The organism is Glutamicibacter creatinolyticus (genome assembly GCF_006094275.1).
In the GTDB taxonomy this organism is placed as follows: Bacteria; Actinomycetota; Actinomycetes; order Actinomycetales; family Micrococcaceae; genus Glutamicibacter; species Glutamicibacter creatinolyticus.
The window spans coordinates 548,213-574,491 of record NZ_CP034412.1; the positions used below are offsets into that span (position 1 = coordinate 548,213).

The 26,279-nt window shown below is 66.1% G+C and carries 19 protein-coding genes; 9 read left to right on the plus strand and 10 right to left on the minus strand.

Annotated features, from left to right (window positions below):
- Nucleotides 1-2 precede the first annotated feature (2 nt).
- Complete coding sequence (locus GcLGCM259_RS02590; RefSeq protein WP_138173452.1) at nt 3-2,498, plus strand: ABC transporter permease; 2,496 nt, start codon at nt 3-5, stop codon at nt 2,496-2,498.
- 117 nt (nt 2,499-2,615) lie between these two features.
- On the opposite strand, the gene GcLGCM259_RS02595 is transcribed toward GcLGCM259_RS02590, so the two are convergent.
- The 3 genes from GcLGCM259_RS02595 to GcLGCM259_RS02605 are packed head-to-tail and all read right to left on the minus strand — an operon-like array spanning nt 2,616 to nt 8,160.
- Nucleotides 2,616-5,951, minus strand: coding sequence for an ATP-binding protein (locus tag GcLGCM259_RS02595; RefSeq protein WP_138925665.1), 3,336 nt, complete (start codon nt 5,949-5,951; stop codon nt 2,616-2,618).
- Between the two features lie 5 nt (nt 5,952-5,956).
- Nucleotides 5,957-6,703: a DUF4194 domain-containing protein gene (locus tag GcLGCM259_RS02600; protein WP_138925666.1), complete on the minus strand. Its 747-nt coding sequence runs from the start codon at nt 6,701-6,703 to the stop codon at nt 5,957-5,959.
- On the minus strand, nt 6,700-8,160 hold the full coding sequence (locus tag GcLGCM259_RS02605) for a DUF3375 domain-containing protein (RefSeq protein ID WP_138925667.1): 1,461 nt from the start codon (nt 8,158-8,160) through the stop codon (nt 6,700-6,702). Before GcLGCM259_RS02605 ends, GcLGCM259_RS02600 begins: the two co-directional genes overlap by 4 nt.
- 237 nt (nt 8,161-8,397) lie before the next feature.
- Between GcLGCM259_RS02605 and GcLGCM259_RS02610 the strand changes: the two genes are divergently transcribed.
- Nucleotides 8,398-9,678 carry a polysaccharide deacetylase family protein gene (locus GcLGCM259_RS02610; protein WP_246049708.1) on the plus strand — a complete coding sequence of 427 codons (1,281 nt, stop codon included), beginning with the start codon at nt 8,398-8,400 and terminating at the stop codon, nt 9,676-9,678.
- 171 nt (nt 9,679-9,849) lie between these two features.
- Here GcLGCM259_RS02610 and GcLGCM259_RS02615 read toward each other — a convergent pair whose 3' ends face one another.
- From GcLGCM259_RS02615 to GcLGCM259_RS02625, 3 genes are all read right to left on the minus strand, one after another.
- Nucleotides 9,850-10,512: an HAD family hydrolase gene (locus tag GcLGCM259_RS02615; RefSeq protein WP_138925668.1), complete on the minus strand. Its 663-nt coding sequence runs from the start codon at nt 10,510-10,512 to the stop codon at nt 9,850-9,852.
- Between the two features lie 274 nt (nt 10,513-10,786).
- Nucleotides 10,787-14,245, minus strand: coding sequence for a TM0106 family RecB-like putative nuclease (locus tag GcLGCM259_RS02620; protein WP_138925669.1), 3,459 nt, complete (start codon nt 14,243-14,245; stop codon nt 10,787-10,789).
- 104 nt (nt 14,246-14,349) lie between these two features.
- Nucleotides 14,350-14,655 (minus strand): hypothetical protein, encoded by a 306-nt coding sequence (locus GcLGCM259_RS02625; RefSeq protein WP_138925670.1) that lies wholly within the window; start codon nt 14,653-14,655, stop codon nt 14,350-14,352.
- 199 nt (nt 14,656-14,854) lie between these two features.
- Here GcLGCM259_RS02625 and GcLGCM259_RS02630 point away from each other — a divergent pair, with 199 nt between their 5' ends.
- A complete protein-coding gene (locus tag GcLGCM259_RS02630; RefSeq protein ID WP_138925671.1) occupies nt 14,855-15,574 on the plus strand; it encodes a M50 family metallopeptidase in 720 nt (239 codons plus the stop codon).
- On the opposite strand, the gene GcLGCM259_RS02635 is transcribed toward GcLGCM259_RS02630, so the two are convergent.
- Nucleotides 15,542-16,744, minus strand: coding sequence for a YihY/virulence factor BrkB family protein (locus GcLGCM259_RS02635; RefSeq protein ID WP_138925672.1), 1,203 nt, complete (start codon nt 16,742-16,744; stop codon nt 15,542-15,544). The genes GcLGCM259_RS02630 and GcLGCM259_RS02635 overlap by 33 nt on opposite strands.
- Before the next feature lie 608 nt (nt 16,745-17,352).
- Between GcLGCM259_RS02635 and GcLGCM259_RS02640 the strand changes: the two genes are divergently transcribed.
- Nucleotides 17,353-18,072: a transglycosylase family protein gene (locus GcLGCM259_RS02640; RefSeq protein ID WP_138173472.1), complete on the plus strand. Its 720-nt coding sequence runs from the start codon at nt 17,353-17,355 to the stop codon at nt 18,070-18,072.
- 380 nt (nt 18,073-18,452) lie between these two features.
- Entirely contained in the window at nt 18,453-19,856 is a 1,404-nt protein-coding gene (locus GcLGCM259_RS02645; protein WP_138925673.1) for a CoA transferase, read from the plus strand.
- Here the strand turns inward: GcLGCM259_RS02645 and GcLGCM259_RS02650 are convergent.
- Nucleotides 19,805-20,692 (minus strand): PaaX family transcriptional regulator, encoded by an 888-nt coding sequence (locus GcLGCM259_RS02650; RefSeq protein WP_138925674.1) that lies wholly within the window; start codon nt 20,690-20,692, stop codon nt 19,805-19,807. The genes GcLGCM259_RS02645 and GcLGCM259_RS02650 overlap by 52 nt on opposite strands.
- Complete coding sequence (gene kynA / locus GcLGCM259_RS02655) at nt 20,679-21,545, minus strand: tryptophan 2,3-dioxygenase (protein WP_138925675.1); 867 nt, start codon at nt 21,543-21,545, stop codon at nt 20,679-20,681. Before kynA ends, GcLGCM259_RS02650 begins: the two co-directional genes overlap by 14 nt.
- A gap of 154 nt (nt 21,546-21,699) precedes the next feature.
- Here kynA and GcLGCM259_RS02660 point away from each other — a divergent pair, with 154 nt between their 5' ends.
- The 4 genes from GcLGCM259_RS02660 (at nt 21,700) to GcLGCM259_RS02675 (ending at nt 25,519) form a co-directional block, all read left to right on the plus strand.
- Nucleotides 21,700-22,386: a CE1759 family FMN reductase gene (locus GcLGCM259_RS02660; protein ID WP_138925676.1), complete on the plus strand. Its 687-nt coding sequence runs from the start codon at nt 21,700-21,702 to the stop codon at nt 22,384-22,386.
- Between the two features lie 152 nt (nt 22,387-22,538).
- A complete protein-coding gene (hpaH, locus tag GcLGCM259_RS02665; protein ID WP_138925677.1) occupies nt 22,539-23,324 on the plus strand; it encodes a 2-oxo-hept-4-ene-1,7-dioate hydratase in 786 nt (261 codons plus the stop codon).
- Complete coding sequence (locus GcLGCM259_RS02670) at nt 23,309-24,118, plus strand: aldolase/citrate lyase family protein (RefSeq protein ID WP_138925678.1); 810 nt, start codon at nt 23,309-23,311, stop codon at nt 24,116-24,118. The genes hpaH and GcLGCM259_RS02670 overlap by 16 nt, the downstream gene beginning before the upstream one ends.
- A 111-nt stretch (nt 24,119-24,229) precedes the next feature.
- On the plus strand, nt 24,230-25,519 hold the full coding sequence (locus GcLGCM259_RS02675) for a cell division protein PerM (RefSeq protein ID WP_138925679.1): 1,290 nt from the start codon (nt 24,230-24,232) through the stop codon (nt 25,517-25,519).
- 34 nt (nt 25,520-25,553) lie between these two features.
- Here the strand turns inward: GcLGCM259_RS02675 and GcLGCM259_RS02680 are convergent, their stop codons facing one another.
- Nucleotides 25,554-26,075: a DinB family protein gene (locus GcLGCM259_RS02680; protein WP_054820988.1), complete on the minus strand. Its 522-nt coding sequence runs from the start codon at nt 26,073-26,075 to the stop codon at nt 25,554-25,556.
- Nucleotides 26,076-26,279: the final 204 nt, after the last annotated feature.

Genomic DNA, 26,279 nt, shown 5'->3' on the forward strand with positions numbered 1-26,279 from the left:
TCATGCTTCACGTCGCATTAGCGAATATCAAGACCTATGCGCGGCGCTACATCGCCGCGGTGTTGGCGGTGGCCATCGGCACCGCATTCCTCGGGGCCAGCCTGGCGGTGGACACCTCCACCCGGGCCACATTGAAGAACTCCGTGGGCGAGGTCTACCGCAACGCCGACCTGGTGGCCTTCCAGGACTGGAAGAACGAGGACTACGGCACCGAGTCGGACAAGCCCATGACCCTGGACGTGCTGAACTCGGTGCGCAAGCTGCCCGAGGTGTCCACCGCCTACGGTTCGGTGCGGGCCGGCACCAGCCTGCGCACCGACAAGAACGCGTTCGGCGCCTGGCTGGTTCCGGTCTCCGCCGAGAACCGCTTCTCCGGGCTGAACCTGATCGAGGGCCGGGCCCCGACGAAGGAAACCGAGATCACCGTCGATGAGAAGGGCGCCCAGGAGGAAGGCCTTTCGCTGGGGGACGTCGTCGCCCTGGACGGGGTCAGCGGCGAGGACGGACTGCAGGAAGTGCGCATCGTGGGGCTCAGCGCCCCCAGCGCCGACCCGTTCATGGGCGGGATGATGCAGGTGGGCGTGTCCGAAGACGCCTTTGAATTTTTGATGGGCGAGCAGGCGCAACTGGATGAGCTGATCGTCAACGCCTCCGGTGACGTTTCCGCCGCCGCGCAGGCGCTGCGCGAAGAACTGGCCGAGCAGTCGGTGAAGAGCGCCTCGGTGCTTACCGCCGATGAAAAGATCATCGAGGACGTCGCCCAGCTCACCGGCGGCACCGACCAGCTGACCGTGGTGCTGCTGATCTTCGCCCTGGTGGCCCTGGTGGTCACCGGCCTGGTGGTGATGAACACCTTCTCCGTGGTGATCGCCCAGCGCACCCGCGAACTGGCCCTGCTGCGCACCCTGGGGGCCAAGCGGGGGCAGATCCGCTCCTCGGTGCTCATTGAGGCGCTGCTGATCGGCGTGGTCTCCTCGCTGCTCGGCGTGGCCGCCGCGGTGGGCCTGATGGCCGGGCTGATCAAGCTGCTGCAGGTGACGGTGCCGGACATGGCCTACGCCACCCTGGCGCTGGATCTGAAGGTGCTGCTGGTGCCGTTGGCCATCGGCATCGTGATGACCGTGCTCTCCGCCTGGGTTCCGGCCCGCCGGGCCATGAAGCTGGCCCCGCTGGCGGCGCTGCGCCCCTTTGACGCGGCCAGTGTGAAGAACCGCGCCGGCAAGCTGCGGATCGTCTTTGGCGCCATCCTGGCCCTGGCCGGGATCGCCGGGCTGGTGGCCGGGGCGATGCTCAAGTCGCTGCCGATCGCCTTTTTGGGCGGATTGTTCTCCTTCCCCGGCATCCTGATGCTCGCCTCGCTGTTCGTGCCCTCCGCGGTGTACGGCATCGGGCGCCTGGTCTCCGGGGGCAAGGTGGCCGGCAAGCTGGCGGCACTGAACTCGGTGCGCAACCCCGGTCGCACCACGGCCACCGCGACGGCGCTGCTGATTGGCGTGACCCTGGTGTCCATGATCATGGTGGGCGGGCAAAGCGCGAAGGTGTCCCTGAACCAGGGGCTGACCGAGGAATACCCGGTGGACCTGATGGTCCAGTCCGGGGACCTGAACCCGGCGCAGGAAACCCAGCTGCGCCAGATTGAGGGGATCTCGGCGGTGAGCCGGTACGAATCCGGGGCACCGAAGATCGAGCTGGACAACGGCACCAGCGACGAGTCCTACCTGTTCATCGTGGACACCACGACGCTGCAGGATGTGCTGCAGCAAAACGCCCCGCTGCCGCAGGACGGCGAGCTGGTGTACACCAGCGGGGCCAGCGGGGACGCCAAGGCCACCACGGCCACCATCAAGGGGCATGAGCTGAAGCTGGTCACCTCCTCGGCCAGCTACCTGCCGAACATGATCACCCAGGACACCGCGCAGCGGATCGGGCTGCAGCATGAAGAGGTGATGGGCGGTGCCCTGGTTCGCCTGGACGACTCGGTCAGCGACAGCCAGGTCAAGCAGATCGTGGAGCAGATCTCCAAGACCCTGAACGTTGACCAGGCGCTGGTCAGCGGCGGGGTGACCGAGAAGGCGATGTTCTCCCAGATCATCGACGTGCTGCTGATGATCGTCTCCGGCCTGCTGGCAGTGGCGGTGCTGATCGCGCTGATCGGTGTGGCCAACACGCTCAGCCTCTCGGTGCTTGAACGCACCCGGGAGAACTCGCTGCTGCGGGCCCTGGGCCTGAAGAAGAAGCAGCTGCGCTCCATGCTGGCGGTGGAGGCGGTGCTGATCGGCGGGGTGGCCGCCCTGCTGGGCCTGATCCTGGGCGTCATCTACGGCATGTTCGGGGCATACAGCACCCTGGCGGCCGTGGGCACGGTGTACTTCGACATCCCGTGGCTGCAGCTGGCTCTGGTGCTGGGTGTCAGCCTGGTCGCCGCGCTGCTGGCCTCGCTGACCCCCTCCCGCCGGGCCGCGAAGCTCTCCCCGGTGGAGGGCCTGGCCACCGAGTAGCCCTCCGGGGCTGGGCACAGTGAAGGGCTGGTTCCACCTGATGGTGGGACCAGCCCTTCACCTGGTTAACCACAAGGTTGGGGCCGCGGCAACCAACGCCGCCGCCCGCCGCCCCTTCTAGTCGCGCAGCGCGATGGTGGTGGCCATCGCCGGGGAGCGCCCGGTGGTGACAAACCCGGAGATGTTCGAGCCCGGGTGCTTGATGATGTCGGTGATGGAGCCCAGGTGGCTGCTCAAGTCGATCTTGTCCTCCGGGGCGGCCAGCACCAGGTGGAAGCCGAACTCCTGCAGGGCCCGGATGCCGGCGGCGGCATATTCCGAGTTCGCCTGGATGAAGGCCTCATCGATCATCACGGTGCCGTAGGAGGTGAACCCGGCGGTGGCGAAGCCCAGCTGGTAGGCCAGGGCGGCGCCCATCACGAACGAGGTGAAGCGCTGGCCCTCACCCCCGGAGAGGGTTCCGGGCTCCAGCCCGGTTTCCACCTCGCCATTGGGCTTGTGCTCATCGCAGCGGATCACCACGTGGTGGCGCACATCCAGCACGGTGGCCCGCCAGGAGCTGCGGCCCGGGTCGGCCAGCGCCTCCACGATCGCCTCCAACGCGGCGTAGGAGCGCTTCAGGGTGCTTTCCTCCCGGGTGCTGTAGGCCTCGTTCAGGGCCTGCTTCAGTTCGCGGCGGAACGTTCCGGCCTCGGCCGGGATGGCCGGCTCCACCTCGAAGCGCAGGATCGACCCGTGCTCGAAGGGCACGTCGGCCAGGATCTGGTTCAGCGGCTTGATGCGTTCGGCGATCATCCTGCGTTCCTCGTCAAGCAGCTGCAGCAGGTCGCTGAAGCGCTCGTAGGAGCGGTTGGCGAAGTACTCGCGGAACTGGGCCTCATGGTGCGGCAGGCCCTCGGCGACGATCTGGTCGTGCAGCCGTTCATAGTGTTCGCCGGCCTGCGCCCCGGTGCCGTGGGTCTGGGCGTGGGAGGTGCCGAATTCGCGGGCGAAGCGCTTGAAGGTGTCGCTGAGCTCGTTGGCCACCGCCACCCGTTCGGCGTTCAGGGTGCCCAGTTCACCGGTCAGCTGCACCCGGGCCTCGGCGAAGACGGTGGTGATCTGCGCCGGGTCGGCCTGCTCGGCCTGCTGCAGCGCACCGATCACCGTCTTGACCGGTTCCAGCTGGGTGACGCCCTCGGGCAGCCGTCCCAGCAGCTGCCGGGCGTCGGCCTGCTCCTCGCCCAGGGCCTGCACCACCCGGCGCGCCTTGGCGATCTCGGCCTCCAGCTCCTGGATCCGGGAGCGGATCAGCGCCAGCTGGCCGATCACCTCATCGGATTCGGTCTGGGCCTGCTTCAGCTGCTGACGCAGCCCGGAGGAGTCCCCGGACCGGCTCAGCGCGTCCCCGAGCTTCTGTTCGCTGCGGCGCAGCGCCTCCAGCGCCGCGGAGGTGTCCAGCTGGGCGAAGCTGCGATCATCCTCGGTCAGGGCCTGGAGCACCCGCGCCTTGGCCAGCACCTGCTCCTTGGCGGCGCTGCGCTGGTCGGCGGCGGCCTGCGCGTCGGCGATCTGCTCCTGCAGCCGGGCCTGCTTGGCCTGCAGCTCGGTGATCTTCGCTTCGTTGGTGAACCCCAGCAGGTGCTCGGAGACCGGCAGGCTGCGGGTGTCGCGTTCGAAGCTGCCGGTGCCGGACTTCAGGGTGCCGGCCGGGGTGATCGCCTTGGCGTGCCGGTGCATCTGGGCATCGTTTTCCACGCACACCAGCGGATAGTCGGCGGTGATCTTGGCCTGCAGCCAGTGCCCGGCGGCGGTGGACATGAATTCGAGCTTGCTCACCAGGTCCGAGGCCCCGGCAACCGCCGGCTTGGGGGTTTGGGACATGTCCACCCAGCGGATCCGGCCCAGCCCGTCCAGCTGGTCGATGGCGTGGGTGACCGCCGCTAAATGCTCCCCGGGGACCAGGATCGAGCGGGCCAGGGTGCGCAGCGCCTTTTCCGCGGCCGTGCGCCAGCCCGCCTCGCCGGCGGCCACGTCCATCAGCTCCCCGGCAAAGGGCAGCTGGTCCTCGGGCACGCCGCTGGCCGAGGCGATCGCCCGCCGGGCGGCCACCGAACGGTCATCGATGTTGCTGGTGCGCCGCTGGTAGGAGTCGATCTGCTTTTGCAGGTTGGCCGCCCGCTGGCGCAGGTTCATCAGCGAGGCCATGGCCTCGTACTCCACGGTCTGCGCGTCCTTGGTGATCGAGTCCAGCTGCTGCACGGTGCGCGCCGCATTGGCGCGCAGCTCATCCAGGCCGGTGGCGCTGAAGTCAAAGCTCAGCCCGGCCTGGGTGACCTGTTCGTGCAGGGCACGCAGCACGCTCTCCTTTTCGGACAGCGCCTTGCGCGCCGCATCGGCCTCCCGCTCCAGCAGCATCAGCGCCTGGGCGCCGGTGTCATCCTGCAGCTGGCGCAGCTGGCCAAGCTGGCCGGCCAGCTCCTCCTTGCGGGCCTGCAGTTGCCCCTCCTGCTCGCGCAGCGTGGAGAGCTGCGTGGTGTGCACCTGCAGGTCCCGGCGCAGCACCTGGGCGCGCACGGCCTGCTCCAGTTCGGCCAGCTGGGTGTTCACCAGCTGCTCAATCCCGGCGATCTGCTCGGCCAGGGCCGCGTACTGCCGGTTCTGTGCCGGCACCTGGGCCAGCACGTCGCGCTGGCGCCGGGCGGTGTCCAGCTGGCGGTAGATGCCGCGCAGGTGGGCGAAGTCCTCCACGGCCGCGGCCGCGGCCTTCAGGGTGGCCGGTTCCTCCAGCACCTCGTGGCGGAAGAACTGGTTCACGCCCTTGGCCAGGCCCTTCCCGTTCTGCAGGGTGCGCAGCAGGGCGAAGGCCTTGTCGTTCTCCACCCCGAGCCGGCGGCGCAGCCGTTCCACGAACGCCTTGTGGGTGTCGAACGCCTCGGCCGGGTCCAGCAGCTTCTGCAGCGAGGAGACGGTGAAGCGCCGCGCCCCATGGTGTTCCAGCTCGGCCACATCCAGCGGCCCCTCGCACAGCAGGTAGTGCTTGGAGACCTGGTTCTCCAGGCCCGCCTCGGGCAGGTCGAAGACGGCCGCGGCGGTGACCGTGTTGCCCATCCCGTCCTCGTAGCCCAGGCTGACCGCGCTCCAGGTGGCCCCGGGCCGCTGGTAGACGGTGCCCGAGCCGGTCTTGAACTTGCGTCCGCGCATGTAGGAGAACGTGGTGCGCCGATCCTCGCGGGTGGCCGCGTCGTTGGCGGACTCGTTCAGCCTCGGGGTGGCGAAGAACAGGTGGCCCATCGCGTCAAAAAGCGTGGACTTGCCCACCCCCGGGTGCCCGGTGATCAGTGTCCCGGCCCGGTCCACCTGCAGGGTGTGCAGGCCGTGGAAGGTGCCCCAGTTCACGATCTGGATCCGGGAAAGCCGGTGCTGGCCCGGGTTGAGGGTGTCGCCCAGCGGCAAGGTCATTTCTATGCTCATCGGTGCTACTCCTGAACCATCTGGGATTCGTCGCTGATCCGGGCGTCGCCCCCGCCGGGCAGCGGCGGCTCATCAGGATCCTCCGCCAACTGCCCCTGGTGGCCTTCACCTGGCTGATCGGGCAGCGCCGGCTGCGCCTCGGTGTTGTCGATCGCGGCGATGTAGCCGGGGATGTCCTGGATGCTGGCGATCGGCAGGGCCATCGCCAGAGCCGGGGAGATGCGGTACTCGTCGACCAGCTCGGTGCCGGTGATCAGCCGCAGCGTGTTCAGCCGGCCGATCGCCGCGTCGCAGGACTCGGCGAAGCGCTTGTCGTCGCGGTCGCTGGCGGTGCGGTGCTCGGCCAGGATCTCGTGCATGGCGGTGCGGGAAATGACCGCGTCGGTGCCGCTGCCCGAATGCTGTTCCAGCAGCAGGCGCAGGCGCAGCGCCAGCAGCGTCTCGTCCCGCTTCAGGCCACGGCGCGGGGCGATCGGGGCCGAATGCGGCAAATCCACGTCCACCGGGTTGAGCATCGCGATCTTGCGTTCGGGATCGATGCTCAACCCCAGGAAGATTTCCGAGACGTACCCGGTGATCGCGGCGCGCTGATCCAGCAGCAGCTGCCAGCCGGCCGGGTCCACCGCGCCGTCCAGGTAGGGCCCGCGCAGCAGCTTGACCAGCAGCTGGCGCAGCTGCACCGGGAAGGAACCGGTGTCGCCGTCGAACAGGGGCTCGGTGATCGTTTCGGGGTTCACGGTGCTGGTGCTCATAGCGGCTCCTTGGTAAAGCTCAGTGCGGGCAGCAGGGCGGTACGGGTGCTGCCATCGACCTGGAAGTATTCGACCGGGTGCAGTTCGGCAAGGCTCAGCGCCTCACCGTTGGTCCGTCCGATCTCGATCAGCGCCCTGATCGTGTTCAGGTGCCGGTGTTCGGCCGGCAGCCGCGTGTACAGCTGGTGCAGCGCCACCGGGGCATGGCCGGCGTCCTCCAGCCCGGTGCGCACCGCCTCGCGCAGGAAGGGCATGTCGGCCTTCGCGGTGCTGGGGGTGCGCACGATGTCCGCGGCGTCGAACTGCGGCGCCTCGGCCAGGGGCGGGGGAGCCACATGCTCGGAAGGGTCAAAGATGCCCAGCCCGTGCAGGGTCACGAACTGCGGGGCGTACAAGTCCAACGGGGCCAGCGCGCTGCGCGGCTTCAGGTTCGTGGAACGGCTGATCGCCAGCTCCGCTTCACGCACCGCCTGGCGCAGCAGCTGCGCCTGCTGGTAGTCCTCGGACTGCACGAACGCGTGCAGCGATTCGGAGAGCCGGCCGTAGGATTCGTGGACCTCAGCGGCCTGGCGGCGCAGTTCGCGCAACAGGTTGGTCAGGATCTGGCGTTCGGGGGCCTGCAGGTCATCGACGAAGTCGCGCTCCAGCACCTCGTTGACCGCGGCCCGGAAACGCTGCTGCGCCTCGGGAGAGCCGAGGAATTCGGTGAAGCCGGAGAAGGTTTCCCCTTCCGCGGTGGAGCGCAGCTGCCGGTCGGCCTCCAGCACCTGGCCCACGGCCACGCCCTTGGCGGTGGAGGCATCCAGGATCCCCTCACGCAGGCTGTGCAGCATCTGGCGCACCCCGTCACGCATCCGCCGGAAGTCGGCGGGCAGGCTGGAGGCCAAATCCAGTACCGAGCGGGTGGCCGACAAGGCCGAGGCCGGGGAAAGCACCGCCGGGTCGTGCCCGGCCCGCAGCGCATCGATCTTCGCCTGGCGCTGGGCAATCTCCGCCTCCAGCGCCCGGATGCGGGCCTGCGGGTCCGGGTCGGTCTCATGGGCCAGGGATTCCAGCGAGGTCAGCAGCGTGTTCAGCCGGGAGGAGTTCAGCCGCGAGTCGTCGGTGGACAGCTCGTCCAAAAAGCGAAGCACCCGCAGGGTCGCCGCGGACGGCTCGTAGCTGAAGCGTCCGTCAATCAGCGGCCGGGCCAGGATGCCCTGGCGCACCCAGCCTTCGGCCAAGTCCTCGGCCGTGGAACTGGCCGGAACCTGCTCTTCGCTGTCCCGGGCCTGGCGCAGGAAGGAATCCAGGGAGGCGTGGAACAGTTCCAGGGACACCCGGGGACGGTCGGCGGTGAATTCGGCCCGAATAAACGCCAGCGCCCACGGCGGGGCGGTGATCAGCCGGTAGGCGGCGGACCGGCGGAACTGCTGGGACTGGTGCCACAAGCGATTCGCGCGGTGCGAGGGCTGCATAAACTTCCTTCGTCCTTGTCTCCTGCCTAACCTGTTTATCCTAGTTCATCTGCTGCAACACGCGGTGGGCGCCACAGCCGAAGCAACCCGGGCACCCGGGGCTGAGTAGGAGGGGAATGTTCACCTCGGGCAACACGCTTGTCCAAAGTTACACCGGCGGTTCTGAACCGGCCCCGGCCTGTGTAGGGTCGAAGCAAGGAAAGCGTAAACCTGCCGACCTTTGGAGGCTGTCAACCCGTGAACCGAACCAAGCTGCTCTCATCCGTGGCAATTCTCTCCCTGCTGCTGGCCGGCTGCAGCCAGGCAGACGACGCTGCGGGCGGCCCGGAGGCCGCCGGATCGCAGCAGGATGAACAACAGAGCCAGGAGCAGGCCAAGGCCCAGGAAGCCGAACGGGTCAAGCAGGTCAAGGCCGAGGTCAACCGGCTGGCCGACGGGTACGACTATGACGCGGCGATGAAGCTGGTCAAGGACGAACCCAATGAGGAACTCAGCTCGCTGGCCAGCGGCCTGCAGGAGGAAAAGGACGCGACGGTGGCCTGGGAGAAGCCGAACCAGATCCCGCACCTGTTCTTCCACTCCCTGGTGATCGACACCGACCGCGCCTTCGACGGGGACGGGGAAGCCCAGGGCTACAAGGACTACATGGTCACCCAGGACGAATTCTCCAAGATCCTGGACCAGCTCTACGAGCGCGACTACGTGCTGGTCAACCCGACCGACTTCGCCAAGCCCGACAAGAACGGGAAGATGAAGTACGGCAAGATCATGCTGCCCAAGGGCAAGAAGCCGCTGGTGCTGTCCATCGATGACGTGAGCTACTATGAGTACATGGACGGGGACGGGTTCGCCGACAAGCTCATCGTCACCGACGATGGCAAGGTGCGCAACGTCTACACCGACGCCGAGGGCAAGGAACACACCGGCGCCTACGACGTGAGCACCATGGTCGATGACTTCGTGGAGGAACACCCCGACTTCTCCTACCGCGGGGCGCGCGGGCTGCTGGCGATGACCGGCTACAACGGCCTGTTCGGCTACCGCACCTCCGACAGCCAGTACCCGGAGAACAAGAACATGGACAAGGACAAGGCCGCCGCCAAGGAAGTGGCCGAGGCGATGAAGGACAACGGCTGGGTCTTCGCCTCGCACTCCTGGGGCCACATCGCCACCGGAAAGGTCTCCCTGGACCGGCTCAAGCGCGACACCAAGCTGTGGAAGGACGAAGTGGAGCCGCTGGTGGGCAAGACCGACCAGCTGATCTACCCGTTCGGTTCGGACATCGCCCAGGTGGGCCAGTACTCCGGGTCCCGCTACAAGGTCTTCAAGGACGCCGGCTTCCGCTACTTCTACGGGGTGGACGGCACCACCACCGCCTGGATGCAGCAGACCGACGAATACCAGCGGCAGATGCGGGTCAACGTTGACGGCCTGCAGTTCGCCAAGGAAAAGCGGGGGGACCGTCCGGTGCTCTCCCACTTCTTCGACGTGGACGAGGTCATCGACAAGGCCCGGTAGCGGCCGGTAGCCAACCTCATCCCCGTGTGCGTCCTGCTGTCACCAAGACGGCAGGACGCACCGCGTTGCGGCATGAACGCAGATTGATGCCGCAGGAGTCCCTGCGTTGATGCGCCAAACTTGGGCCAAACCTGGGGCACCGGGGAGCGGGGATGGGCTGGCAACGCAGGATCAGCGGCTGACGTCCAGGGCTCTGCCCCGGAGCACAAAATGCCCGTCCTGCCGGTGAACCTGCACCTGCTCCAGGTTTTGCACCACGAAATCAGCATCGGAGAGCTCTTGGGCAGCGTGGGAGGTCGCGACGGCCAGTACCGTGGCTCCGGCCGCCCTTCCGGCGTGAATGCCGGCCGGGGCATCTTCGATCACCAGCGCTTGTGAGGGAGCTACCCCTAGCCGCTGTGCCGCCAACAGGTACCCCTGCGGATCCGGTTTGCCCTGCGACACGTCTTCGGCGCTGATGAAAACTTGCGGGGACGGCAACCCTGCTGCCGTCAAACGGGCACGCATGAGCTGCGCGCCACCCGAGGTGACCACGCCCCAACGCTGCGCAACGAGACCTTGAAGCATGCTTGAAACTCCCGGCAGCGCCACAACACCGTCCAGGTCAGCAAGCTCCATCTCGAGCAGTACGGCACACGCCTCGTCGACCTGATCCGCCGGCAGCAGCATGGAGACCACATCCTCGGTACGCCGACCGTGGCTCTGGGTGAGGATACGGGCCGCATCAAACCCATAGCGCTCAGCCCACGTCCGCCAGGTCCGTTCGACCGCGGGAGTCGAATCCACCAACGTTCCGTCAATATCGAACAGTAAGGCCTTTGCGCGCAGTTCCATTCCTCCAGCCTACTGACCCCGCACTGCCCCCTGAGCGGTGCCCAGCTGCAGAATAGATTCAGCCGCCATGCTGCTACGGTCTTTTGCCCACCATGGACGGTCAGAACGCCGCTTGCCCGCTGGTTCCGTTGGTGCGGGTGGTTGACCGCGACCCGTCTTTCCCGTTGCGTCAGTCAGTACGCGTCTGTCGAGGCGGGCCGCTGAAGTCTTGCCCGATGAGCCCACAACCTCTTTCCTCCCCATGAAGGAAGCCGGATGCTGAGGATCTATGGTGCTAGAGGCTCAAGAACGCACCGAGCTGGGAGAGGTTGGGAATCGAGGTTGGCAGGTAGTCGGTCAGCCGCGGGGAACGCACAATCACCGCCCGCCATTGGCCGCGGGAGATCGCGACGTTGATCCGGTTGCGGTTGAGCAGAAAGTCGATGCCGCGGGCCGCGTCCTCGGCGCTGGAACAGGCCATGGAGACCAGCACCACCGGGGCCTCCTGGCCCTGGAACTTGTCTACGGTGCCCACCCGGACATCGGCGTAGCCGTTGTCCTGCAGCAACTGCTGCAACAGGTTCACCTGCGCGTTGTAGGCGGCCACCACCAGGATGTCGTGCTGTTCCAGGGGCCGCGGCGCCGATTGCGGGCCGTCGGCCCATTCCAGCCCCAGATGCTCATCCACCAGCCGCAGGATCTCGTGGGCCTCCTCCACGCTGCTGGTGGTGTTGCCGCGGTGCTCAACGAAACGGGTTTCCACCCCGGCCCCGGGCCCGGCCAGGTGCCGTTGCCCGGCGGCCGGGGCCGCCTGCAGCTGTCCGTCGTAGCTGAGCCGGGACACCTTCTCACACAGCTGTGGGTGCATGCGCCACGAGGCGTCCAGGAAGTAGCCCAGCTCGGCGGGCAGGATCGGGTGCCCGTCCGAAAGCCAGCCCAGCGCCGAAATGTCCACCGGCTGCGGGTGGGAGCCCTGCGTGACCTGCGGCAGCTGCTGCGGATCCCCGAGCAGCAGCAGGTTGCGGGCCGCCACGGAGACCGCCAGCGTGTTCGCCAGCGAATACTGTCCGGCTTCGTCGATCACCAGCAGGTCCAGGGCCCCGGGCGCCACCTGCTTGCCGGTCATGGTCCAGGCGGTCCCGCCGACCAGGCAGCCGCCCTCCTGCTCAAGCAGTTCGGCGACGGCGTTGGCCCCGGTATGCTGCCAGGGAACCTCCTTGCCGTGGTTGGGCTTCTTGCCCACCTGGTCCGCCGGAACCCCTGCCTGCACCGCCTTGTTCAGCACGTTTTCGATGACAGCGTGGGACTGGGCGACGACCCCGATCTTCCAGCCGTGCTCCACCAGCTCGCGGATCACGTGGGAGGCCACGAAGGTCTTGCCGGTCCCCGGAGGGCCCTGCACCGCCAGGTAGGAGTTGTCCAGGTCCAATAGCGCGGCCACCACGGCCGGATAGACCTGGGCCGAACCGTCAACGACCTCCGGCGGCGGGGGAGCGGTGTAGCTCTTCAGCCGCGGAGGGCGGCGGCGCAGGATGTCCAGCCCGGCGGTGTCCGGCAGCGCCGGGACCATGGCGCCGACCTGGTTCGCGACCTGCGCCAGGGCCTGTTCAATGCTGGCGGTGCGCAGCGGCTGGTCCGGGGTCAACGCGACCGGCACCGCCCCATATTCGGGGACCCGGGTGGTGGACTTTTCCTGGATCACCAGGTGGTCCTCGCCGACCTCCAGCACAGTGGCGTTGAACGCACCGCCGCGCACGGACTCATCAACCTCCATGCCCTCGGGCAGTGGATCGCCGAACATGGCGAAGAAGCCGGTGCCTTCGGAAACCAGGGACCCCTCGGCCAAGGTCCCGTAGACCTTGGAGTGCCGCGCCAGGGTACGTGAACGCGGGGTTGGCTTGTGCCAGTCCTGCAGCACCTGTACCGAATCGACGGTGAATACGCCCCGCGTATCGGACCAGTCCTCCATGGGCGCGGCGAGCCGGTCGAAGTGCTCCCACCAGAACTGCTTGCGTTCCCGGCGGTGGTAACCGGTGGCTGCGGCCACCATGGCAATTGCCCGGTCATCCGCGCTCAACGCCTGCCCAGCCGGCAGCCCGGCGATGTAGCGCTGCAGCCGTTCCTCCTCTGCGGTGGGTTCCGCCGTCGAGTCCGGCAGCTGCTCCTGGGCCAGTGGCGCGGGGGCCTGGACCGGGCTGGCGGGAACCAGCCCGAGCAGCCAGTCGCGCAGCCGCAGGGTGGACAGGCAGTCATACTCGTTGTAGTCGGCGATGGACTCAAGCACCTGACGGGCCTCGGCCTCGCGCCCGGCATCCCGGGCCTGCATATAGTGTGCATAGGCGACCACCGAGGCCCCGGCATCCACCACGTCCCCGGAGCGCAGGTGCTCGCCCATGTAGAGCGGTTCAAGCTTCTTGATGGAGTAGGAACGCGTGGAGAGCACCAGTGAGTTGCGTACCGTTTCATACAGGTCCACCAGCAGCCCCTCGCGCAGCCACTGATCGATGGCTTCCTCCCCGGTCACGTGCACCTGGGACAGGTTGCGCAGCGCCGACTTCTCATACGGGGCGTAATGGTAAATGCGCATGTGGGGGAAGCGTTCACGCCGGGCGGTGACGTAGTCGATGAACTGCAGGAACGCGGTGCGCTCCTCGCCGCGGTTGTGCGCCCAGAAGGGGCGGAACACCGGGGTGCCGGTGTCGTTTTCCACTACCCCGAACAGGTACTCCAGTCCCCAGCTGCCGTCGGCGGGCTCCTGGTACATGGGATCGCCCTCGAAGTCGAAGAAGATGTCTCCGGGATCAGGCGCCGGCAGCCGGTTGATGGTCTGTGTTTCCTTGATCCGGTAGGACACTGCGCCAACCTGCCCGTCGGGTTCGGCCAACCCCAGCTGCATGCGGGCCTGGTCGACGTAGCGGCCCAGCGCGGTGCCGGGGGCCGCCTCCACCTCGGCCAGCTGATGGATGCTGTGAATTCCGCGACGGCGCAGCTTGGCCCGCTGGGTCATGGACATGTTCGCCACCTGCAGCACATCCCCGGTGGCGTTGACCTGCTCGGCGCAGAAATCGCAGCGCCCACACACCTTGATGGCATCCGAATCCCAGAGCACCGGGTTCCCGGACTGGCGGTGACGTTCGGTCAAGGCCAGGAATTTGCGCCGTTGGGCCCGGAACACCGGCAGGATTTCGGTGATCCGGTGCACCGAATGGGTGCCGTCGCCCAGCACCAGGGTTGCCTGCGGGCTGAGCGGGATGCCCTCGGTCTGCAGCTGGTCGGCGTAGGCTCCGAGCTGCAGCAACGCGCTGACCCGGGCGTGCCGGGCCAGTTTGGTGTCCCACACCGCCCAGGACCCGTCGGGTTGGCGGACCAGGAAATCGGCGAACCCCACAAAGGAACCGTCATAGAAGGTGGCCTGGTAGACCACGTCCGCGCCGTTGCGCAACACTTCGAGGGTCTGTTCGTGGGCGGCCAACAATCCCTCATGGGTCATCACCGGACGATCCGGGAAGGACTTCACGCCCCGGTGGGTCGCCGCGTCGTAGGGCCCGTACTTCTCCTCCAGCTCGGCCAGGATCCGCCGTTCGTGCACGTCGCCGAGCTCCGCGCTGCGTTCGAGCATCTCATCGGGGGCAAAGTGTGGCTTCGGACGCAGCCCCAGCTTGATGTCCAGCAGGTACAGCGACTGGTACTCGCACCCTACGGCGATGGCCAGGTCGCTGGCCGAGTAGATGAAACGGTCCTGGAGGAAGAACACGTGGACAGGTGCCTTTCGTTGACCTGGAAGTTACCCTGTCAACCTAGCACCGGTCCCCGACGTTTGTGGTGTGCCGGATCCTGCGTTCGGGCACTGGCCCTCTGCTACTTGGCCCGGCGCCCGCCGAAGATCAGCGAGGCGGCGGCCACTGCTGCACTGACGGTGTTGACCGCGGTCCACGGGCTCATGTTCTTGGCCAGCGGATGCGAACCGCCGAACGCCCCCAGATAGGCGGCGGTCAGGATTACGGCCCGTGCGGTGCCGGCATCCTTCTTCCAGATCAGGAACGCGCCGGTGCCGGCGGCCGCCAGCACGGCTCCGCCCAGGGCGCGGTTGCGGGTGCTGCGGGCGGTGGCGAACCCTCCGGTCAGGCCGCCGACGGCCAAAGCGGTTGAGACGATACGCGACATGGGTGCTCCTTGCGTCGGGGTGGTTGGTACTGATGCCATCCTATGCCGAGCCCCTCCGGTTCCCGGGCGCTCGCCGCACGGGCCGGTAACGCGAGACCCGGCACGGGAGGACGGAAATCCGGGCGACGGGCCCGGTGTTGCGTAAGCTCGACTGCAGGCGCGCCGCCCGACGCGCCAATCAAAAGCTGAAAGGTGCGGTGTGGGAGAAACGCTCAACGCGATGTGGCAGCGGCTAAGCCTGCAGCATGAACTGCAGCTCAGCCCTTGGCAATGGGTGTTGCTGGGCGCACTGGTGGCGCTGCTGGTGTTGCCGCGACCCGCCTGGCGGCTGACCGGGATGTACTCCACGCTGGTTCACGAGCTCGGGCACGTGGTGCTAGCGCTATTCACCGGCCGCTTTGTCACCGGGCTGCGCCTGGGCTGGGACCACTCCGGGGAGGTGGTCAGCCGGGGACGCGGCAAGGCCTCGGTGATCATCTCGGGCGTTGCCGGCTACCCGGCTCCGCTGTGGTGTTCGGCGGGACTGCTGGCCGCAACGGCGGCCGGCTACCCCGGACTGGCCCTGGGGGCCTACGCGATCCTCTTCTGCCTGGCCCTGGTTTTCGTGCGCAACCTCGCGGCCCTGCTGGTGTGCGTAGCCAGCGCGGCGCTGGCGTTGGGCATCGTGTTCTTCGCGCCGGTGGACATGTTCGTCTATGTGGCCCTGCTTTTGGCAGGGTTCCTGCTGGTCGCCGGGGCCCGGGACTGTCTGAAGCTGTTGGCCGTGCACACCTGGCGCCGGCAGGATGTGCGCCAATCCGACGCCTATCTGATCGGGGCGTCCACCGGAACGTTCTCGGGGATTTGGCTGCTGGTGATCCTGACGCTTGCCGGGAGCGGACTGTGGCTAGCGGTACGCAGTCTCATCCTGCTGATCTGAGGAGGCGGCCGGATCGGCGGAGGCCTCGTGCTTCCTGATGAGATGCCGCATTCCCAGCCAGGCGGCGGTGGCGGCCCCGGCCGCGAAAATCAGCCGATGGTGCGACTTGTGCTGCGGAAGCATGGAACCGTCCGCGCTCTCCAACGGGTCCCCGCCGTGCTGGATCCGAATCTGCTGGGCGTGGACCAGGTCGCGGAAGTTGCTCAGTTCCCGGCGGGCAAAGAGCGTGTCATCGCGCACCGGGTACTGCAGTTCTTCATCGGCGGCCACCCCCTTGCGCAACTGCGACAGGCGGGAGAACTCGACGTCCACGACCGCGCCCATCAGCAGGGCAATGTTGATGATCCAGCAGGCCACCACCAGGATGATTACACCGCCAATGGCGCCGTAGGTGGCCGAATAGGAAGCAAAGTTGGCGATATAGAAGGAAAAGCCGCCCACCGACAATCCCAGCACCACCAGGGCGCTGATGGTGCCGGTGGAGAACCATTTAAAGGGGCGCTTCACGTTCGGGGTGAAGTAGTACAGCAGTGCCAGGACCAACAGCGCCATGACAAACATGGTCGGTGGTTTGAGCCAGTTCAGTACGGTGGCGAATTGGTCTCCCAGCCCCACCACGTTGCCTATGCCGCGGGCGACTGGCCCGGAGGTGACCAACAGTGCGAAGGAGACCACCATGACAATCATGATCAGGATGGTGATGCCCAGCATCTGGGGGCGGCGTTTCCACTGGGGACGGCCTTCTTGCACCTTGTACAGGCGGTTCATGGCGCGGCTGAAGGCGTTGACGTAGCCGGAGGTACTCCACAGGGCGCCGGCGATGCCCAGGAAAATGGTGAGGCTGGTGCCCGAGGTTTCGGCCGCCAGACCGGTCAGCAGCTGCTCGGCCATGTCCATGACCTGTTGGGCGTCTTCGCCCAGGTGCTCATGGCCCTGCGGGTTCAGCGCCTGGTGCAGGATCTCCAGGATCGCCTCGGTCGCTCCCTGGCTGGCACCCACCAGTGCGAGCAGAGAAACCAGGGCCAGGACCCCGGGAAAGAGCGCCAGCACCATGAAGTATGAAAGGGATGCCGCCGAGTCCAACCCGTTGTTGCGGAAGAACTCCCGCACCGCCCGGGAAAATGCCTGCAGGACTTCCGGTGCCTTGCGTGGGCTGGCACTACTGGTCATGGATGTCCTCTCGGCTCGTTTGGCGCACCAAGGGCAACGGGCACCCTGATCAGTCCCACCCTACCCAAACTGGTCGGAAGCGCCCTGCTCAGAGCGGTCATGGCTACCGGATGACGAATGCGATTTCAGAAGCTGATCGGGTCGGTCATCTAGTGGGTTCTGGATGGTTCAAAGGCTCTGCCGGATCGCCCTCCGTTGCCTCATTGAGCTCGCCGGGAGCGTGCGGCAGCTTCCCAGCAAGGGAACAGCTAATACCACATTTTGTAGCACGCATCACCCCAAATTCGCTTCCATCCAAATAACGTTTTGGTTCCAAAATTCGGTGCTCCGGGGTGTCTCGAAGAACTTTTTTTGAAAATTTTTTAATGGGGTTGACTGCAACAAACGCCGATTCTGGAAGGAACCTGAGTTGCCAAGGGGGTCAGGGTGTGGGCTATCGTCATGGATAACGTTTCGATAACACTCGCAGTGTTATGGGAAAAAGCAAAACGCCGCCGGAACTTCCGTGTGCCCATTCGGTAGGCGTTTCAGTAATGTCGAAATGCGACGCTGGGCGCAGCGCCAGGATGGCTTGGACAGCCTACGCGTGGGAAGAGCACTGGAGAACCATGATCCAGCAGAAGAGCAAGAAGACCATCCGTCGCGGCACCGCCGCTCTGGCAGCAGTCGCCGTTGCAGGTGGCGCCATGGCCGTAGCAGCAGTTCCGGCCTCCGCAGCCAGCACCTGGGACGCCCTGGCTCAGTGCGAATCGAGCGGTAACTGGTCGACCAACACCGGTAACGGCTACTACGGTGGCCTGCAGTTCTCGGATTCCACCTGGAAGGCCTACGGCGGCAAGGGCTCGGCAGCCAACGCTTCGAAGGCTGAGCAGATCCGCGTTGCCACCAAGGTCCAGCAGGGCCAGGGCTGGGGCGCATGGCCCGCATGCTCGGCCAAGCTGGGTCTGAGCGGGAAGCCGACCGGCACCCCGAAGGCTCAGACCAAGAAGGCTGCTCCGCAGCAGAGCACCCAGAAGACCACTGCCAAGAAGTACACCACTCAGAAGGCTGCCCCGAAGAAGCAGACCACCCTGAAGTCGGTGGAGCGCACCGCAGTGAAGACTCAGTCCGGCAAGCACGTCGCACCGGTTGCCAAGGCTCCGGTATACAACGTGAAGGCCACCGACTCGGGCAAGAACTACACCGTCAAGGCTGGCGACACCCTGTTCAAGATCGCCCAGGACCTGGGTCTGGACGACTGGCGTTCGCTGTTCTCGGTGAACAGCGACAAGCTGTCCAACCCGGACCTGATCTTCGTGGGTCAGACCCTGAACGTGCCGACCAAGTAACCACCTACCTGGTCTTCAGCCCCGGACACTGCCGCATGCGGCAATGTCCGGGGCTGAACACGTTAAAGAGGTACGCACCTTAACGGTAGGCAGAGCGGAGAATGCCTTCGAGCGTGAACTGACTGACTGCCCAACCACTGCATGGCGCACGCCATGCCGTCGGTGTTCCCCACAGGCAACACAGCACTCATCCGCGCGCTGCCCACTGAAGACACGAGCAGAGGCAAGAGTCACCTTTTGAAGCAAGTCGGCTAGACACCATCGAAGCCACGCGTTGCCGGAGCTTTCCCTATGGCGCAACGTAATACCCGTGCTGGTGGTTCACGGCAAGTCCACGCGAACACTGTGCACCTGCTGTCCGACCTGGGCATGATAGTTCCATGTCGCGCGGCACTCAATTGATCCCCGGTTCCGCTGGTGCGGGGTTGCCGCCTTTGAATGCACCGTTTCTTGCGCATGGTCTGCTGCCTTCTGACGTGCACAGCGCGCCGCCGGGCCCGCGCCGTTGGTGGGCCGGGCCCCTGGATGTGGAGGGGCTGGCCCTGGCTGCGGTCCAATTATGCGTGCAGGCCCTTGAGTGCTGTGGCGCTGGCGCGCACCGGCTGACGGCGCCTGCGCACCGGGTGGCGCAGGCCTTCAACTCCTTCGGGCTGCTTCGTGTCGATTCCCAGCCCATCCCGGGTTTTGCGCCTCATTCCGGGTTTTTTCGCTGCGCCGAGGGATGGATCAGGACGCATGCCAACTACCCGCACCACGAGCAGGCCCTGCTGCGCGGGTTGGGGCTGGGGACGGATGGCAATGTGGAGCAGTCCCTACGGGAACTGACGGCGCTAGAGGCCGAGCAAAAAATTGTGAATGCCGGGGGAGTGGCCGCCACCGTCAGAACACGCAACGAGTGGAATACCATGATCGAGCGTGGCAGTCCGAGCACGCCGAACTGGGTCGAGTTCGATATGGCGTCTGGGGGCCCAATGCGATCATGGCAGCCCGGGCCCACCGGCGACGCCCCTCTGCGCGGCCTTCGCGTACTGGATTTCACCCGGGTCCTAGCTGGCCCTACGGCTGCCCGCACGCTAGCCGTGTTTGGGGCCAGTGTCTTGCGGATTGACCCGCCTCAGCTGCCTGAAATCATCGGACAGCACATCGAGACCGGCTTCGGGAAGCGAAGCGCCACGGTGGATGCTGGCAGCCGCGCGGGACGAAGGCAGCTGGAGGACCTTTTAGCCAAGGCGGACGCTGTTCTGCTCGGCTACCGCCCAGGGGCCCTGGAGCGCCATGGACTATCCGTTCAGGGCCTACGGGAACGTTTCCCGCACTTGGTACTCGTGACCCTCGATGCCTGGGGAGATGCGAACCCCTGGTTCGGGCGACGCGGTTTTGACAGCATCGTTCAGGCCGCCACCGGGATTGCAGAACTTTATCGAGCGCCCGGTGGTGCGCCCGGCGCCCTGCCCGTGCAGGCTCTGGACTACGCCACCGGGTACGGCATGGCGGCAGCGGCCATCGCCCTGCTTACGGAACGCACTCGCAGCGGACAGTGCGGGGTGGCCCATTTCGCGCTGGCACGCACCGCCAGGGAACTCATTGACGCCCCGGTGCCGCAGGTTAAGGCTGAGCGGCTGCCGGACGCGCCACTGCGGTCGATGCCGAGCCCGTATGGAACCCTGACCTACGTGCCACCTCCTTTTAATAGGAGGCACCGCACCGTTGACTATCCCGGGCCTCCACTGGTCTACGGCGCGGACGAACCGGTGTGGGACACCCGGGAACCTTCGGAGGTCTGAATGATGAGCCCCCTGGCATAGTCGTCGGCGCTGTGGGCAAAGCGCCGCGATAACTTGAGGAATCGCTCCCGGCTGGTGCTGCCCGGCCAGGTCCCCGGCAACATGTAGGCCGGCAGCCCGGGATCCAGGTAGGGAATGGCACGCCAGGCATCGATGAGCCGGACATAGTGGCGGTAGGCCAGGGCGTCGGTGAGCTCACGGTCCTGGTCCACGGTCGAGACGGTCTGCAGGAAGTCCTCGTGCCGCCGTGACAGCCGCTCCAGGTCCCACCACTGTTCGGCGGCAGTGCGCGCTGAGCCGGGAAAGTCGGGCGTGTGGGCACGGAACACCGTGACGTGGTTCCTGGCTTGCAGGGCCTGAACCACGGCCGAGACCTCATCGTGCAGGTATTCGGGAAAGATCCATACCCCGGCCGATACCTGTCCGCCGCCGAGCTGGCCGAAGTGCTTGCGCAGTTGGTGACGCAGGGGGCGCAGGGATTCGGGCACGGAGTAGGTCAAGAGGGTCCACCCGTCATGGGCGCTCATCTGCCGCGGGGTGAAGATGCGCCGGTTGCCGCGGGCAAACATGGCTTGGGCCGGTGAGGTGACGTGGATGGCCCCGTCACCGCTGGTGCCCAGCAGCCCCCGGTCCACCAGTCGAGACAGGGCGGTTTGGGCCGCCGGTTGGCTTACGCTGGCGGCAACTGCCAGCTCCAGCACGGTGGCGCGAGCTATCGGGGCATCGTGATGGCGCAGGTACAGGCCGGCGATGGTGCGGATGATGGAGGTCGCGCTGCCGCTGCGGGATTCAAAGTCGTCCAGCGTGAACGCGGCCAGTGCGTTAGCTGGCGCCAATTTCGGTGCGCACTGCGAAGAGCTCGGGGAAGAAGGTCAGGTCCAGGGCCCGCTTCAGGAAGCCAACCCCGGATGATCCACCGGTTCCGGTCTTGAAGCCGATGGTGCGCTGTACGACCCGCATATGGCGGAAGCGCCAAGCCTGGAAGTTGTCCTCCACGTCCACCAGGTCCTCGCAGGCCTGATAGAGGCTCCACAAGGTGTCCTCGGATTCATAAATGTCCTTGAAGACCGGGATCAACCCTTGCTGGAATTCCCAGGCCTTGGTCACGTCGCGGTGCAGGACTTCTGCCGGAATGGCGTACCCCTTGCGCGAGAGCGCGGCCAGGAACACATCGTAGAGCGTCGGCTCATGCAGCAGCTGCTTCAGCAACTGGTGCGCCTTGGGGTCGGCCTCATGCACCTTGAGCATTCCCGCGTGCTTATTGCCCAGGATGAATTCCACCGCACGGTACTGGAAGGACTGGAAGCCGGAGGAGGAGCCAAGGAACCCGCGGAACTGGGCGTATTCACGCGGAGTCAGTGTAGCGAGTACCGACCACTGCTCGGTGAGGGTCTTTTGGATGTGCTTCACGCGGGCCAGGCACTTCAGCGCCTTGCCGATCTCGTCCTGGGTCAGCAGGCGCCGGGCCTCCATCAGCTCGTGCAGCATCAGCTTCAGCCACAGTTCGCTGGTTTGATGCTGGATGATGAACAGCATCTCGTCATGATGCTGGGGCTGGCTCACCGGATGCTGGGCGGAGAGGATCCGTTCCAGATCCAAGTAGCTGCCGTAGGACATTGTGTTGTGGAAGTCGGTGTGCACTCCCGGTTCAATGTCGCGCTGGTTGGTGCCCTGCTGCTCAGTAGTCATGCCCCAAACTGTATCAATATCATGGCGACCGTCACAATGATGAAACCATGAACGAGCGGCGACTGCATGAGGGGCATCTCCTTGAGTCCACGGGAATGTTTTTGCAGACGAGGGTGTTTTGTATGCAAACGCATGAACTACGGGAGGGTACGAGATGAGCGAATCGATTGTTGTGATTTCCGGGGGACTGGGCACCCCCTCCAGCTCCGGACTGCTGGGCCGCCAGCTGGCGGACGCCGTTGCCCGCGAACTGGCCGTCACCGGCGTGCAGGGTGATATCAACGTCATCGAGTTGCGCGACTTCGCCACGGACATCACCAACAACCTGCTCACTGGCTTCGCCCCGCCCCGACTTGAACAGGCCATCGACTCGGTGGTGGGCGCCGACGTGCTGATCGCCGTCTCCCCGGTTTTCACCGCCTCGGTCTCGGGCCTGTTCAAGTCCTTCATTGATGTGCTGGACCCCAAGTCGCTGGAAGGCAAGCCGGTCGTGCTGGCCGCGACCGCTGGCAGCGCCCGCCACCAGCTGGCCATCGACTACGCGATGCGCCCGATCTTCTCCTATCTGCGCACTCATATCCTGCCCACCACCGTCTTCGCCTCCTCGGAGGACTGGGGTGCGGACCAGGGGTCGGGGACGCTGGCCGAACGTGAACAGCGCGTGGCCCGCGAAGTGGTGGCCACCCTGGCCGGCAGCAAGGGGCTGAGCGCGGACCTGGATCTGGGAGATACCCGCTCGATTGCGCCCCGGGTCAGCGAGAACGCCTCGTCCCGTGACGAGATGACGTCGCTGCCCTTCGAACAGCTGCTGGAACAGGTTCGTTCGGGCATCAACACCTAAAGGAACATCGGCTTTCCCGGCCCGCCCTGGCGGGCCGGGAATCTAAGTACGATGTGCCAAAGCGTCGGCATCCTCGATAGCATTCCCCTTACGAGCCGTGAAGTGATCCGGCTCGCAGGGCAACGAATCGAATGTGAAAGGTTGATCCGTCGATGCTATCCGAGGAAACGATCACGGCAATCGCCGATGAGCTGGTCCAGGCCGGTGCCACGCGCACCCCGGTGCCGCGGCTCACGGCCCGCTACCCGGAAATGACCGTGGAGGATTCCTACCGGGTCCAGAACCTGTGGCGCCAGCGCTCGGAAGCCAACGGACGGGTGCTGGCCGGACGCAAGATCGGGTTGACCTCCCGTGCCATGCAGATGGCCACCGGCATCACCGAGCCGGATTACGGGATCATCTTCGATGACATGGTGCTGGACTCTGGCTGCACGGTGCAGTGGGAGGACTACACCCACCCGCGCATTGAAATGGAACTGGCCTTCAAGCTGAACAAGGACATCGAAGGCCCGAATGCGAACATTTTTGACGTGCTGCAGGCCACCGAATACGTGATCCCGGCACTGGAAATCCTCGACTCGCGCATTGAGATGGAAGGCCGCACCATTGTGGACACCATCAGCGACAACGCCGCGATGGGTGCCATGGTGATCGGCGGGAACCCGGTCAAGGTGGACACCCTGGACCTGCGGTGGGTTTCGGGCATCCTGTTCAAGAACCAGACCGTGGAGGAGACCGGCGTTGCAGCCGGCGTACTGAACCACCCGGCCGCCGGCGTGTACTGGCTGGCGAACAAAATCGCCCCGCACGGCGACAAGCTGCAGGCCGGGGAGATCATCCTCGCCGGCTCCTTCACCCGCCCGATGTGGGTATACCAGGGCGACACCGTCTTCGCCGACTACGGACCGTTGGGAACCGTGACATGCCATTTCGAGTAGAACCCGATCCCTCCTTCAAGGACGCGCTGCACGGCGCGGACCGGGCGTTGCTGGGCATCTGGGTGTGCTCCGGGTCGGCGCTGAACGCCGAGATCTGCGCCGGAGCCGGCTTTGACTGGCTGTTCATTGACGCGGAGCATTCACCCAACGACCTGTCCAGCATCCTGGCCCAGTTGCAGGCGGTGCGCGGCTACCCGGTGGTGCCGGTGGTCCGTCCGCCGTTCAACGACGCCGTTTTGATCAAGCAGTACCTGGACCTGGGCGTCCAGTCACTGATCATCCCCATGGTGCACACCGCCGAGGACGCGCGCAACGCGGTGGCTGCCTGCCACTACCCTCCGCACGGGGTGCGCGGGGTGGGTTCGGCGCTGGCCCGCTCGGCCCGCTGGAACCGCATAGACGGCTATCTGCAGCGTGCCTCGGAAACCCTGACGCTGATGGTCCAGATCGAATCCGCCGAAGCGGTCGAGAACGTGGAACAGATCGTGGGCACCGAAGGTGTTGACGGAATCTTCATCGGACCCTCGGACCTGGCCGCCTCCATGGGGGTCATCGGCCAGCAGGGCCACCCGGACGTAGTCCAGGCCGTCACCACGTCGATCAACGCGGGACTTGCTGCCGGCAAGTTCGTGGGCGTCAACGCGTTCGACAAGTCCACCGCCCAGCGCTACATCGACGCCGGGGCCCACTATGTGGGGGTCGGGGCCGACGTGGCGCTGTTGGCCCGCGCCAGCGAGGCGCTGGCCGCGTCCTTTGGCGAGGAACGACCGACGGACGCCCCGGCCAGCTACTGAGCAGGTCAACCTCAGCACTACCCCAGCAGTTGCCATCATTGCGCGTCGCAGAGCAAAGCACGACGCCAATGGTGGCAACATTGTTTTTTAATGAGCCGCGAAAAGAAACCCATGAAGGCAGTAATGCTGCGCCTGCGCAATGGCTGGCCGATGCCATTGATGCTGCAGGGAGTATTTGAGATCCTGCAATCGGTGGTGTTCGTCGCTGCCATCCTGCTGGTGCCGCTGATCGCGGTCTACTTCAGCGGGGGCTTCAGCGAGGAATCCTTCGAAGCGATCATGCAGTTCGGCGGACTGATCTGGCTGGCCGTGCACGGGGTGCCGATTCAAATCCACAACCTCGGCCCGGAAACCGACCCGAGCTCGGTTTCCGGGTGGTTCACCCTGATTCCGCTGGGTTTGAGCCTGATCCCGCTGTTCTTCGCCATGCGCGCCGGGCGGCGCATCGCCCGCGCCTCCTACACCGACCAGCTCTGGCAGGGCCTGCTGGGCGCCTTCACCGCCTATGGGCTGGTGGGTCTGGCCACCGGGTTCCTGGTCAGCAACGACTACGCGTCGGTCAACGTGGTGGCCGCTGCGCTGCTGCCGCTGGTGATCGTGTTCTTCGGACTGCTTATCGGTGCCCGGCGTGAAGCCGGGTCCTGGGGGAGGCTGATCGGAATCGATACGGCCAAGTACCTGACCAGCATCTCCCCGCACCGGCGCTGGGCCGGCTCCTACGTCTGGCACGTGATCGTGGCCGGGTTCGTGGGGTATGTCGCGGCCGTGGGCATCAGCGGGGTGGTGCTTTCCGTGGCGGTGGGCACGCACTGGGTGGACGTGGCCAATGTGTACCAGGAACTGCGGCCCGGGGCGGTGGGTTCCTTTGCGCTGACCCTGCTGCAGCTGGGGTTCATCCCCAATGCCGTGTTCTGGGTGCTGTCCTGGATCAGCGGCGGCGGGTTCGCCATCGGCGCCGGCAGCACGCTGTCCACCCTGGAGACAACCGTGGGACCGCTGCCCTCGATTCCGCTGCTGGCTGCGCTGCCCTCCGGCGACCATGGAAACTTCTGGCTGTTCATGCTGCTGCCGGTGCTGGCCGGGGTGGCAGCCGGCTGGTACTTCCTGCGGGTGGGGGAGAACCACCTGGAGGACTGGTTCGCCCGCCGCATCCCCTACCACTGGCTTTCACTGGCCACCTCCACTGCGGCGCTGTCGGTGTTCACCGGCATTGTTGCCGGGGTGTTGAGCCTGGCCGGGGCGTGGCTGTCCTCCGGCTCACTGGCGGTGGGCCGGCTGACCGAGGTGGGCCCGCACCTGTGGGCCTCGGCCGGATGGCTGGCCCTGCAGGCCGGGTTGGGCACGGCGATCGGCTATCTGATTGCGCCCTTGTTTGAAACGGACCCGGTGCTCGAAGGGTAGCCAGGTCCTTCCGCCGGGCCGGGCACGGCGGCCGCTACGCCTTGATGTCCCATAAGTGGTGCAGCACATCGTGCCAAGCGTATTGTGCGAGGCTGGCCACCGTGAAGGCGGCGCCGTTTGAGCGCAGTCCCTTGCGGGAGTACTCATGCGGTGAAATCCCATCCAGCCGGGTCATGAACATCGCCGAGGCGGCACGCAGCCGGCTGGCCGCCTCCTCCGGATCCAGCTCGTTGTACCGGGCCTGCTCGGCCGCCTCGTCCTGGTCCCAGTTCGGGAACGTGGGTTCGTCTTCGGCCAGCATCAGATTAAAGCGCAGCACCATCACCCGCAGCATGTCCGCGACATGCACCACGTATTCCTGGACACTCCAGCGGGAGGGATCGGTGCGTTCGCGGGCGTGCTCACGGTGCAGGGCCAACAGGTAGCGGTCCACCTTGTCCGGCAGCTCATCGACGATTTCCTCCGGTGTCGTCGAGCGCACGTCATGGGCGCATTCGGTGCAGATTTCATCCAGCACCACGGTCCAGTCCTTGTCGTCGGGGACGATGCCTTCCATTGCTCCTCCTGGGAATCGAAGAATGGTGGCTCCAGTCTAGGGCCGTGGCCGACGCATTCCGAGGGATGTCCAGTGTCTTCCGGCTGACTCTTGAGCTGCCACCCAAGCAACCTCCTGGGTCAAGAGCGCCAGTGCGCCGCCTGCCGGCCGGTAGCCCAGGCGGTGGGCTGGGGCCATGGCCAGCACCACGCGGTGCCGGGCCAC